This window comes from Aeromonas popoffii (genome assembly GCF_000820025.1).
Lineage (GTDB): Bacteria > Pseudomonadota > Gammaproteobacteria > Enterobacterales > Aeromonadaceae > Aeromonas > Aeromonas popoffii.
This window is the reverse complement of the sequence record NZ_CDBI01000103.1, coordinates 1-12126: the sequence shown is the minus strand read 5'-3', so window position 1 is coordinate 12126 and position 12126 is coordinate 1. Positions and strand designations below refer to the sequence as shown.

General features: G+C 61.2%; 10 protein-coding genes and 1 tRNA gene. 4 read left to right on the top strand and 7 right to left on the bottom strand.

Annotated features, from left to right (window positions below; translation table 11 throughout):
• Positions 1-70: 70 nt before the first annotated feature.
• Together BN1129_RS21135 and ydiK are read left to right on the top strand one after the other, a co-directional pair.
• On the top strand, positions 71-1450 hold the full coding sequence (locus tag BN1129_RS21135) for a bifunctional NUDIX hydrolase/phosphatase PAP2 family protein (RefSeq protein WP_042039309.1): 1380 nt from the start codon (positions 71-73) through the stop codon (positions 1448-1450).
• Positions 1447-2535, top strand: coding sequence for an AI-2E family transporter YdiK (ydiK, locus tag BN1129_RS21130; protein WP_042039250.1), 1089 nt, complete (start codon positions 1447-1449; stop codon positions 2533-2535). Before BN1129_RS21135 ends, ydiK begins: the two co-directional genes overlap by 4 nt.
• Positions 2536-2847: 312 nt before the next feature.
• Here ydiK and BN1129_RS22935 read toward each other — a convergent pair whose 3' ends face one another.
• The gene (locus BN1129_RS22935; RefSeq protein WP_084204724.1) at positions 2848-3429 is read right to left on the bottom strand and encodes a cold shock domain-containing protein; all 582 of its coding nucleotides are present in this window, start codon (positions 3427-3429) and stop codon (positions 2848-2850) included.
• A gap of 543 nt (positions 3430-3972) precedes the next feature.
• On the opposite strand from BN1129_RS22935, the gene dhaR reads away from it, so the two are divergent.
• Complete coding sequence (gene dhaR / locus BN1129_RS21125; protein ID WP_042039308.1) at positions 3973-5874, top strand: dihydroxyacetone kinase operon transcriptional regulator DhaR; 1902 nt, start codon at positions 3973-3975, stop codon at positions 5872-5874.
• Between the two features lie 94 nt (positions 5875-5968).
• Here dhaR and BN1129_RS21120 read toward each other — a convergent pair whose 3' ends face one another.
• The 5 genes from BN1129_RS21120 to BN1129_RS21100 form a co-directional block, all read right to left on the bottom strand.
• Positions 5969-7051 carry a glycerol dehydrogenase gene (locus tag BN1129_RS21120; protein WP_042039249.1) on the bottom strand — a complete coding sequence of 361 codons (1083 nt, stop codon included), beginning with the start codon at positions 7049-7051 and terminating at the stop codon, positions 5969-5971.
• A gap of 159 nt (positions 7052-7210) precedes the next feature.
• Positions 7211-7927 (bottom strand): dihydroxyacetone kinase phosphoryl donor subunit DhaM, encoded by a 717-nt coding sequence (gene dhaM / locus BN1129_RS21115; RefSeq protein ID WP_042039247.1) that lies wholly within the window; start codon positions 7925-7927, stop codon positions 7211-7213.
• A 1-nt stretch (position 7928) separates the two neighbouring features.
• Positions 7929-8558 (bottom strand): dihydroxyacetone kinase subunit DhaL, encoded by a 630-nt coding sequence (dhaL, locus tag BN1129_RS21110; RefSeq protein ID WP_042039246.1) that lies wholly within the window; start codon positions 8556-8558, stop codon positions 7929-7931.
• Positions 8559-8567: 9 nt separating this feature from the next.
• Positions 8568-9638, bottom strand: a complete 1071-nt coding sequence (dhaK, locus tag BN1129_RS21105) for a dihydroxyacetone kinase subunit DhaK (RefSeq protein ID WP_042039245.1) — start codon at positions 9636-9638, stop codon at positions 8568-8570.
• Between the two features lie 230 nt (positions 9639-9868).
• Positions 9869-11227: an NCS2 family permease gene (locus BN1129_RS21100; RefSeq protein WP_042039244.1), complete on the bottom strand. Its 1359-nt coding sequence runs from the start codon at positions 11225-11227 to the stop codon at positions 9869-9871.
• Positions 11228-11454: 227 nt separating this feature from the next.
• On the opposite strand from BN1129_RS21100, the gene BN1129_RS21095 reads away from it, so the two are divergent.
• A complete protein-coding gene (locus BN1129_RS21095; protein ID WP_042039243.1) occupies positions 11455-11787 on the top strand; it encodes a cupin domain-containing protein in 333 nt (110 codons plus the stop codon).
• A gap of 150 nt (positions 11788-11937) precedes the next feature.
• Here the strand turns inward: BN1129_RS21095 and BN1129_RS21090 are convergent.
• Positions 11938-12014: transfer RNA gene (locus BN1129_RS21090), tRNA-Asp, on the bottom strand.
• Positions 12015-12126: the final 112 nt, after the last annotated feature.

Below are 12126 nucleotides of genomic sequence, written 5' to 3'. Positions count from 1 at the left end.
CAGGAAACCATTGCCCCACTATCTGATTTCTGTGACCCTTGCGCTCATAGTCCCCCAACGCTCAGGCACCATGCTCCGCTCCTGTTTTTTACTGCTCTGCGCCCTGCTGCTGACACTGCCTGTCTCGGCCACTCCCACGGCTGCCGTCTGCGTGATCAAATATCAGCAACAGCTGCTGCTGGTGCAGGACAGGATCTCTTCCCGCTACAGCCTGACCGGCGGTTACATAGATGCAGGGGAGACGCCCCGGCAGGCGGCGCTGCGCGAATTGTTTGAAGAGACAGGTCTGCGAGGCCAGATCATCGCCGAGCTGGGACCATGGCAGCGCGCCGTCCTGTTTGCCTGCCAGACGCTGGAACCCATCCGGGCGCAGACAGGCTCTGGCTTCGTCTCCCTGCTGCAAGCCCCCAACCTGGGTGGCGAAATCCTCAACGCCAGGCTGATAGAGCCATCCCGGCTGCCTGATGGGCAGCGCCGCTTTCCGACGCAGCTCGACTGGCTAACTCCCCAACTGGCTGACATCCCCGACAGCCCTGTTCTGTGGCTGCCAGATTTCAGTGGCGAAGGCAATGCACTGCACCGGGCGGAACTCCCGCTGATACAACGCTTGCAGGAGTGGATCGGGGCAAGGGCGCCCTGGCTTGATGCCAGCAATCTGTTTGGTTCAGCCGCCTTTCAGCTTGCCCTGCTACCTTTGCTGCTGCCGTGGCTGGGCTGGTCCCGTCTGCGTCAGCTGTTGCTGGCCATGCTGACCCTTACCCTGCTGATCCAGGTCGCCAAAGAGGGCCTCGGCTGGCCCAGACCCTCCCATCTCGATCCCGCACTGACACAAGGGAGCGCCCAGGGCTTTGGCATGCCGAGCGGTCACGCCGCCTCGGCGCTGCTGTTCTGGGGCCTGCTGCTCAGGTGGTGCTGGCCCGCCAACCCCTGGCGCGGCGCCGTGCTGGCCCTGCTGCTGGCAACCCTGACCGGGTTGGCCCGGGTCTGGCTCGGCGTCCACTTCCTGTCGGATGTGGCGGCGGGATTGGTGCTGGGCGCCCTGATGCTGACGATCAGTCCCGGTTTGTCCGGCATGGCTACCCGGCCATGGATCTGGGGCGGGCTCACCCTCATCTGCGCACTGGCCACCTGGTGGAGCCAATCCTCGGCACTGGCAGGCCTGGCCATGTTCAGCCTGGGTCTGACCCTCGGCATGCGACTACCCTTGCCGCGAGAGCGGCGAAAAACCTGGCGCACCCTGGCGATCACCCTGCTCGGCAGCCTGCCCCTTGGGGCCTTGCTGTGGGCACTGCCATGCTGGCTGACCAGCTCCTGGCTCATCCTGCTAGGCCAGTGGCTACTCTATTGTTGCCTGGGGCTCTGGTTGAGCGCCGGCCTCTGGTGGATACTCTCACTCATGAACTCCGACCCGCTACCCAAGGGCTCAGGCCCCGACAAGGGATTGCTATGAATATGAAAAAAGTGGATTTGGCCAAGATAACCCTGGGGGTGCTGTTTCTCAGCATCCTCATCATCTCGTGCTTCTTGGTGCTGCGCCCCTTCCTGCCCGCACTGGTGTGGGCCACCATGATCACCATCGCCACCTGGCCGTTGATGTTGATGATGCAGCGGCTGCTGTGGGGCAAACGGACGCTGGCGGCCATGTTCATGACGCTGGTGTTATTGCTGATGTTCGTTATTCCGCTCTTTATGACGCTGGCCAATGTGACAGAGAAGGCACCCATGCTGATCGAGCTGGGCACCAGTATCAGTCACTCACCGCCGCCGGAGCTGCTCTGGCTGCAACAGATCCCGCTGGTGGGCGACAAGCTCTATGAGTTCTGGCAGCAAATTCTGGCGAGTGGTGGTCAGGTGCTGTTTGCCAAGCTAGCCCCCTATTTTGGCCAGACCGCCCGCTGGTTCGCCTCTCAGGCCGGCAATCTGGGCCTGCTGTTCGTCCATTTCCTGCTGACGGTCGGTATCTGCGGTGTGCTCTACCACTCGGGTGAGAAGGCAGCCGACGGTATCCGTCGCTTCGCCCACCGGCTGGCGGGGGAGCGCGGTGACAATGCCACAGTGCTCGCTTCCCAGGCGATCCGCGCCGTGGCCATGGGGGTGGTGGTCACCGCTCTGGTGCAATCTTCGGTAGCCGGGATCGGCCTGCTGATTGCTGGCATCCCCTATGCCATGGTGCTGGTGGTGGTGATGTTCCTGCTGATCGTCGCCCAGATTGGCCCCTTCCCGGTGCTGATCTCCTGTGTCGGTTATCTCTACTGGAGCGGCGACACCACCTGGGGCACCTTCCTGCTGGTGTGGTCACTGATTGCGGGCACCATGGACAACTTCCTGCGCCCCTTCCTGATCAAGCGTGGCGCCAATTTGCCGCTGATCCTGATCCTGGTGGGGGTTATCGGCGGCCTGCTGGCGATGGGGATCATAGGTCTGTTTATCGGCCCCGTGGTGCTGGCTGTGGGCTACACCCTGCTGGATGCCTGGATCAAGGAAAATGACCAACCGGCGGCCACCGCTGTTGTTGAACCGCCCAAGGTTGAGTGACGATTCAGTAATAAGACGAGTCAGCCATCCATCGCTGATACCAAGAGCCGCCCATCGGGCGGCTCTTTGGTTTTTAACGATCGTGATTTATGGCGATGGCGTCAGATTGGCTGATCCGCACCAACCTGCATTCACCACATATTACCGTCTCATGTAGGTTCGATTAGCGAAACGTAATCGGACGATCGAGATGCCGCTGTCCCTGAGTTTCCGTGAATTAGCGGTGCCTGCCAGAGGGGAAATACGGGTGGCCGTTATCGCGGGAGAATTGATTTACGCGAACGTCCGATTACGCCTTACGGCTAATCGAACCTACGGGCTAGTGGTATTTGTTATGTGCTTTACTACAAAATTTAGGATAGCCCGTACTTGGCCTGATAAAGCAGGTTTAGTTATTAACCAGTCGGCTATTGCTGGAGATACTTTGTAATAGGTCCTCACAAAGGCTCTACCCAAGACACTTCTTAGTAACGTTTCATCTCTATATTTGCACAACTCTCTTACTTGGTAACACGAAGGATCGCCATAAACAGCAGTAGCAATGAAGCACTTACTGAAAGTTTTTACTGTTGCCGCACAATAGGGGCAAACCGACTTTTTTGGGCTGCCTCCATAAGTAATGAGTCTAGGAACAATTTTTTTATCACAACTTGGGCAGTTGATTCTGTCATCAGCAGGCCGAGTGTTTTGCGAGGATGCTTTCGCAGTAATTGTGATATTGATTGCTCTCGGGCCTTTATTACCGGACTTTGACTCAAACTGAACCGAATCGCCACTTGATGGCAGCGATGCGCCATTGATGCTCTGAACATTGAAGTAATGATCTTCACCGGCTTCAGACGTAATGAAGCCGTAACCCTTCTCTGAACTGAACCATTTTACAGTGCCTTGCACGACATCTCCTTTTTCTTATTGCACATAACAGTGATTAGATGGAAGGTGGTTCCAATCCGTTAATAGAGCCTTCCATATAACTCCGGTTCGCCCTGATTGCCGCCACGAAAAATACATTTTACATCACAACATTACCGACCAGCCTACGGTGCTGAACGCATTCGCCAGCCATCCTCTTTTGGCTCTGTTTTTTGATGCTGAGCAAAATACACGTAAGGGGCGGCAATGGAAAGCGCCACCCTGCCTCCTTTTCGTGAACACGCCATTAGTGTGAGCGGGGCAGCATATCTGGTTCGAGGGAATGCCGGAGTCCCGCGCCTTCTACCACTGGCTCGGCCAGCAATGTGCCGGGAGCGAACCCGACCTGGATGAGGGCGGGGTTGCCACCCTCTGAGGCAGGTCACTGAATCGGGCGCGCTGGCATGGTTAAATGGTCGGCTCACATCTTGCCGGATATTGCTGTGACCATGCCATCTGACCTTCAGCCGCTCCTGACTATGGGGATGCCTTCTGGCTGCGTGCTTACTGGATACTGCCGTGACCATGCCATCTGACCTTCAGCACCTTCAGCCTTGGCCCGATTATCTGCAGGCATCCTGGCTGCGCTGCGCCCACCAGACCAGTGCCACCCTCTGGCATCCGCCCCACAGCGCCAAGGGGCAGACCTTGCAGAGCCTGCGCCAGCGCAAGCGGGACCTGCTCACCACCGGCGAGATGGCCCTCGAAGATCTCTACGAATTTATGGAGGGGCGCCCCTGCGCCCTGCTGCTCACCGACGAGAGCGGCTGCCTGCTGGCCCAGACCGGCCACCCCGATACGCTGCGCGAGCTGGCGGCGCTGGGGTTTGGCCCCGGCGCTTTTTTTAGCGAGGGGCGCATCGGCACCAATGCCATCAATCTGGCGGCGCTGGAGGGGGTGCCGCTCTGCGTCAGCGGCCCCCAGCACTTCAATCAGACCCTCCACCCGTGGCACAGCTGCGCCAGCCCGGTCTACAACAGCAATGGCCGTCAGGTCGCCATCATCGCTTTGCTCTGCAAGGTGGAGGAGGCGAGCGCTGGCGATCTGGCGCTCACCGTCAGCGCCGGGCGCGAGCTGGCCCATCTGCTGCAGATGGAGACCCTGATGCAGGAGTCCCAGCACCACCTGAGCGAGCTCTACGCTCTGCTGGACGGCATGGATGACGGCGTACTGGCCTGGGATCCGCAGGGCCGACTGCGCTATCTCAACGCGTTGGCGGCCCACCGGCTGCGGCTCGATCCGGCGCTCTGTCTCGGCCAGCCGCTGGAGCAGCATCTGCTGTTGCCGCAGCGGTTGCAGCTGGCCATCAAGGGGCAGACACCACTGAGCCATGTGGAGGTGACGCTGGAGCGGCTCGGCGCTCAGGAGGGAGAGTTCATCAATGCGCTGGTAAGCCTCAAGCCGCTGCCGGGGCCGGAGGGGGTCAGCTTTATCGCCCTGCTGCACCCGGTCGATCGGCTGCGGGCCATTCACCAGCTGCGCCAGACGGTGCCCGAGCTGTCGGCGCTGGTGGGGGAATCGAGCGCCATGCGCAAGCTGCTGCGCTATGCCCGGCAGGCGGCCCAGAGTCAGGGGCCGATCCTGCTGCGCGGCGAAGAGGAGGTGGGCAAGGCCCAGCTGGCGGAGGCCATTCACTTTGGCAGCGAACGGGCTGCCGGGCCGCTCATTACCCTCAACTGCAAGGCGCTGCCGAGTGAGCGGATGGCGCTGGAGCTGATGGGCTCCGACGAGGCGGGGCAGGAGCGGGCGGGCAAGTTCGAGCTGGCCCACGGCGGCACGCTGGTGCTGGAGCAGGTGGAGTGCCTCTCTGCCCCCATGCAGGCGGCGCTGCTGCAACTGCTCAAGACCGGCCGCATCCAGCGCTTCGATTCGGCCCGCATCTTGCCGCTCAAGGTGCGGATCGTCGCTACCAGTAGCGCCCCGCTAGAGCAACTGGTGCAGGAGGGGCTGTTTGGCCGCCAGCTGCTCTATGCGCTGCAGGCGTGCGAGCTGTGGCTGCCGGGGCTGCGCGAGCGCGCGGCGGATCTGCCGGGCCTGATCAGCCAGCAGTTGGCGGCGCAGGGGCGCGAGCCGGTGCGCCAGTTCAGTCCGGCGGCCCTCGATTGTCTGCTCGCCTATCCCTGGCCCGGCAATCTGGGGGAGCTGCGCAGCGCGGTCGAGCATGCCCTGCTTCATGCCGGTCAGGGGCTGATCCCGCCGGAGGCGCTGCCCGCTGCCATTCGCCACGGCTATCAGTTGGTGGCGGACGAGGTGGTGGGGCAACCGCTGCTCACCTTGGCAGAGCTGGAGCGCCAAGCCATTTTGCGCTGCGCCCACGCCTGCAAGGGACAGGTGAGCCAGATGGCCCAGCATCTTGGCATTAGTCGCACCACCCTGTGGCGACGACTGAAGCTGCTCGAAATCGATCCTGCCGACTATCACGGCTAACGCTGACCCGAGCCGTCGCCAACCGGCCCGCAGAAAATGAAACGGCCCCGCAGTTGCGGGGCCGTGTTATATGGCAAGGTCAGTAGTGGCGCAGTTACAGCCCCAGCTGGTGGGCGGTGACGATGGCCGCCAGCACATCCTCGGCAGTGACCTTGAACGGCATGTTGTGGATGGTCTCCCCTTCGGCGGTGGAGGCTTTGGCCACCGCCATCAGGCGCGCCATATCCAGCTCCTTGACCCCCATCATATGCAGGTTGGTCGGCAGGCCGATCGAGCGGCAGAAACCCAGCACTGTCTCGATCTCCGCCATCGGGGCGTTCTCCAGCACCAGCTGCACCAGAGTACCGAACGCCACCTTCTCACCGTGATAGAGGTGGTGACACTCGGCGAGCTGGGTCAGGCCGTTGTGGATTGCGTGGGCGGCGGCCAGACCGCTGCTCTCGAAGCCGATACCGCTCAGGTAGGTGTTGGCCTCGATGATGTTCTCCACCGCCTTGGTGCAGAGCCCCTGTTCCACTGCCAGCTTGGCCTTGTAGCCGTCGGCCAGCAGGGTCTTGTAGCAGAGCTCGGCGATGGCCTGCGCCGCCAGCGTAGAGGCGCCACCGGCCATGGTTTGGCAACCGGAGACCTTGTTGGCGCGCGCCTCGAAATAGGTGGAGAGCGCATCCCCCATGCCGGAGACCAGCAGTCGCACCGGGGCGCGGGAGACCACGCCGGTATCCATGATGACCATGTTGGGGTTGGTCGGGATCATCAGGTATTCGCTGAACTGCCCCTCCGGGGTGTAGATGACCGCCAGTGCGCTGGTGGGCGCATCAGTGGAGGCGATGGTGGGCACTATGACCACCGGCACCTTCTGGTAGAAGGCGACCGACTTGGCGGTATCCAGCGTCTTGCCGCCGCCGATGCCGATGATGACGTCAAACGGGGTCTGGTTGCAGCGGACCAGCAGGCGGTCGATCTCCGGGCGGGAGCACTCGCCGTTGAAGCAGTCGAACTCCGGTTTGATGCCCACACTGTGGAAGCTGGTAGCAACCGTGTCGCCAACCAGCTTGGTGACCAAGGCATCGGCCAGAATGAGCGGTTTGGTGCCGAGCGCCTTGACGTAGTTGCCGATATTGGCGAGTGCCCCGTTGCCTTGCACGTATTTGCTGGGGCTGATGATGATGCGATCCATTTTTTATCCCTCTCTCTAGTTCATAAGACTTCTTTTGAAACTAACAGGGGCGAAGGGGCGGCAGTGCCGGGGACTCCTTCGTCTTTACTTGCACGACAGTTGCGCGGCAGCTGGCCCATTCGGTCGGTGCCGCGCTTGGAAACGGGTTGGCGTGCAGCGTCAGTCGCCGAAACGCTCGGCGGCCAGCTGTTGGAAGCAGGCCAAGGCGGCGGTGGCATCCTCTCCGCGCGCCAGCAGGGTGAGCCGGTCGCCCTGACGCACGTTGAGCATGGTGAGCCGGGTCAGGCTGCGGGGGTTGGCCTCTTTGTCCCCCTTTTGCAGCTTGAGTTCAGCGGCAAAGGGCTTGAGGGCGGCCACCAGTCGGGCGGCGGGGCGCACATGCAGGCCGTGGGGGTTATCCACCACCACTTCGCAGCGCAGCCAGCCATCGTCGCTAACGGGAGCTGTGTCAGTGCAGGCATGCGAAGTGGTGGCAGGCAGCATCGCCTGTTTCGGGCCCAGCGCGCCGAGTGCCTCGGCGGCTACCTCATCCAGCGTCATGCCAGAACCGGCCGCCACCACGGCGGCCAGGGTGCCCTCGACCAGCGGGGCGGGACAGAGCCGCACCCGGGCGCTTAACTCGGGGGGCAGCAGTTCGAGGGCGGTCTCGGCGCTGAGCAGAGCGCTGCCCAAGTCCATCAGTACCAGCACACCGCTGCCGTCATCTGCCTCTTCAATCGCACTCATCACCGCGATGGCATCTGTGCCTATGGGGTGGTCGGGGTCATCGACCCCGGCCGCCAGCAGCAGTTTGGCCGGGCTGCCCAGCTGGTCGGCCAGTGCTTTCAAGCCGGCCGCCAGTATGGCGCTGTGAGAGACAACTACGATTCCGATCATGTCACAACCTCGCTCTGTCACGCAGGGCGGTCAGCAGCAGCAGGGTCGAGGTGGCCCCGGCATCCTGATGGCCTATGCTGCGCTCGCCGAGATAGCTGGCGCGCCCCTTGCGGGCCTGCATCTGGATGGTGGCCTCGGTGCCGGCTGCCGCGGCCGCCAACGCCTTGTCCAGCGCATCGTTGAGGGGCAGATCTTGCTGCTGTGCCTGTTGCAGGGCGGCCAGTGCTGGCCACCAGGCATCGCACATGGTCTTGTCACCCGGCTCGGCGCGGCCGCGGGAGACGATCCCCTCGACTCCGTCACTCAGCATTTTGCACAACTGACTCAGGCTCAGGCTCTGGCAGGCATCCGTGCTGGCCGCCGCCCGGATAAAAAAGGTGCCGTAGAGCGGGCCACTGGCGCCGCCGACCGAGGAGAGCAACGTCATGCCGGTGGTTTTCAGCACCTGGCCGATGTCTTTGTCTGCTACCGCTGGCAGCTTCTCAGCCACCTTGGTAAAGCCGCGCTGCATGTTGAGGCCGTGGTCGCCATCGCCGATATCGGTATCCAGCGCGGTGAGGTAGTCACGCTGCTCGGTAAAGATGTGTTCGCAGTCGAGCAGCCAGTTGACGATGTGATGCTTGCTTAACATGGGTTCTCCTTAGCAACCGCGACGCAGGGCGGGGGTGTGAACGGGGGCATCCCACAGGGTCATCAGCTCATCATCCACCTTGAGCAGGGTGATGGAGATGCCGGTCATGTCGAGGGCGGTACAGTAGGGGCCGATCAGGTTACGTACCAGATGAATGCCCGCCTCTTCGCACAGGGTGGCGAGGCGGCCATAGACGCCATACAGCTCTGAAATCGGGGTGCCGCCGAGGCTGTTGACCAGCGCGATGACCCGATCGCCCGCATTCAGCGGTTCGATAAAGGTGTGCTCTTCCTGCCAGCTGCCGGAGGCTCTGTCCCAGTGGCGCAGAGTGCGGCCATAGGGGGTGTTGTCAGCCAGCTCGCTGAACATGTCGTCCACCAGGGTATTGAGGTCGGTGAAGGGGCGGCGCTCGATGCCGGGTTCACCGTGGATACCCACGCCAAACTCCATCTCGTTGTCTGCCAGGGTGAAGGAGGGCTTGCCAGCGGCAGGCACAGTGCAGGCATGCATGGCAACGCCAATGGTGCGGCTCTGGTTGTTGATGCGACGGGCCAGCGCTTCGCAGCGGGTCAGGTCATAGCCTGCTTCGGCAGCGGCCCCCACCAGTTTTTCGCACAGCACTGTGGTGGCGACACCACGGCGACCGGCGGTGTAGAGGCTGTCTTTGACCGCCACATCATCATCGATCAGCGAGAAGCCGACCTTGACCCCGTCACCGTGCAGCAGCTCGACCGCGGTCTCGAAGTTGAGCACGTCGCCGGTGTAGTTCTTCACCAGAAACAGCACGCCCGCGCCGCCATCGACCGCCTGACCGCACTCGTACATCTGATCCGGCGTCGGGGAGGTAAAAATCTCGCCGGGGCAGGCGCCATCCAGCATCCCCTTGCCCACCAGACCGCCGTGCATCGGCTCGTGGCCGCTGCCACCGCCGGAGACCAGCGCCACCTTGCCCATCACGGGGGAGTCGGCGCGGGTGATGTAGTGGGGTTCGATACGGACCTTGAGCTCGGGGTGGGCGGCAGCCATCCCCATCAGTTGTTCACGGACCACGGCATCGACGGCATTGATCAGTTTCTTCATGGCTCACTCCTTGGCTTGCCACCGCTCGGGTGGGCAAATGGTTGATGGAGCCAGTCTAACGGGATAAATCGGGAGCAAAATGATGGCCGGTTCGGTTCGGATTTGAAACAGCAGAGGGGATGTTGGCGTTTCAATCTGAAACGGCGCGGAACACACGGGCGGGAAACTGTTAGCCGCCTCACAGCCAATGAAAAAGGGCCCCGCAGGGCCCTTCGCTATAACCGGATGGGTTAGATGGCCCAACCCCCGGCATAGAAGACCACCAAAGCCACGGCGATGATGACGGTACCAACGTTGAGTTTCTTCCACTCGGCGGCAAACAGACGACCCACGACCAGCGCCACAAAGCCCAGCATGATGCCGGTCACTATGTTGCAGGTGAGCACGATGAAAACGGCGCACAGCATGCCAGCGAGGGCATCGACCGAGTCGTTGAAGTCCAGCTTGGTGACGTTGCCCAGCATCAGCAGGCCGACGTACATCAGCGCCGGTGCGGTGGCATAAGCCGGCACCAGATAGCTGAGCGGGGAGAGGAAGATCATCAGCAGGAACAGCACACCGACCAGCGCAGCGGTCAGACCGGTCTTGCCACCGGCTGCTGTGCCTGCGGCAGATTCGATGTAGACGGCGGCCGGAGCCCCACCCACCACGCCAGCCACCATGCTGCTGACAGAGTCGGCAGTCAGGGCCTTACCGCCGCTGATGATGTGGCCACGCTCATTGATGAGCCCCGCCTGACCGGCCACGGCTCGTATGGTACCGGTAGCGTCGAACACGGCCGTCATCACCAGTGCCAGCACTGTGGGGATGACCACCGGATTGAGGGCGCCTAGCAGATCCATGCTGCCAACCAGCGAACCTTTTTCACCGGTCAGGCTCGGCATGGCGAAGAAGCCCTGCCAGGTTACGTTAGGGTCGAAGATGAGGCCGAGGATGGATATGGCGATGATCACCATCAGGATACCGCCCGGTACCTTGCGACGCTCCAGACCGAAGATGGCGGCCAGACCCAGCACCGTCATGACGACAGGAAAGGAGGTCACCTCACCCAGTTGAACCGGCAGACCGGCCCCTTCGTTCTTGATCACCATACCGACACCGTTGGTGGCGATCAGCAGCAGGAACAGACCGATGCCGATGCCGGTGCCGTGGGCAATGCCGGAGGGAAGGTTGTCCAGGATCCACTGGCGCACGCCTGTGATACTAATGAGGGTAAACACCACCCCCATCAGGAAGATGGCGCCAAGGGCAACCGGAATGCTCAGTCCCTGACCCAGTACCAGACTGAACGCGGTAAAGGCGGTGAGGGAGATGGCGCAACCGATAGCCATCGGCAGCTTGGCCCAAAGCCCCATCAGCAGGGAGCCGAAGGCGGCGATCAAACAGGTCGCCACGAAGACAGGCCCCTGCTCAAAGCCGGCAGCGCCCAGCATGTTCGGCACCACTATGATGCTATAGACCATGGCCAGGAAGGTGGTCAAACCGGCCAGCAACTCCTGGCGCACGCTACTGCCGCGCGCAGAAATGGAAAAATAAGAGTCCAAAAAGCCGCCTTTTGCTCCGTTGGCGGCCATATCTTGCTTTGCCATAACTTATCCTGAAAGTGTGAAGGAAATCGTTTGCTTTTGTGGCGCGCAAAATAGCAAGAATTTGTCGAAATTGCAGCGAATTCCCTGACTTTTTCATCAAAATGGCAGAAATTGTTCTCGTTCGGACACAAATTTGCATACCCGCTTGCTACAGCCCTCACCTTCATCCACGAGGAACGCCTCTATACTGCAGAGAACTATTCGCACTGCAAGACGGGAGATGACCCATGCACACGCGCAATCTGCTGAACGATATTCCCTCGCCACTGCCCACCGAACTCTTTCAGAGTCTTGTCAGTACCAACCACCTGCGAATCGAGCGCATTCTCTCCCACGGCCATCAGACGGCGCCGGGAGAGTGGTACGATCAGGATGAACATGAGTGGATCCTGGTCGTGCAAGGAGAGGCCAGCCTGCTGTTCATCGATCCGCAGACCCAGGAACAACAATCGGTACAACTGGGCCCGGGCGATCACATCAATATTCCCGCCCGCCAGAAACATAGGGTGGAGTGGACTCACCCAGACATGACCACAGTCTGGCTCTGCGTGTTCTACTGAGGTGGATAAGGGGACGGGAAGGGTAGGCTTTAGACCTTGAATGATTTTGAGTTGATACCAAAAAGAAAAGTGGAGGCGGTTAAAGCAGATGAACTTGAGGCATTGGAAAAGCAAAAAGGCCTTCCCGATTGGGAAGGCCTTTCAATTTATTGGCGGAGCGGACGGGACTCGAACCCGCGACCCCCGGCGTGACAGGCCGGTATTCTAACCAACTGAACTACCGCTCCGCTATTTGGCTAGCTTTTCGCTAAATCTGTTGCCGATTATCAGAGGTGTCATCCTCTCGGCCAATGACGTGATTCTTCACATCACTGTTTAATTGGGTGCCTGGCAGTGTCC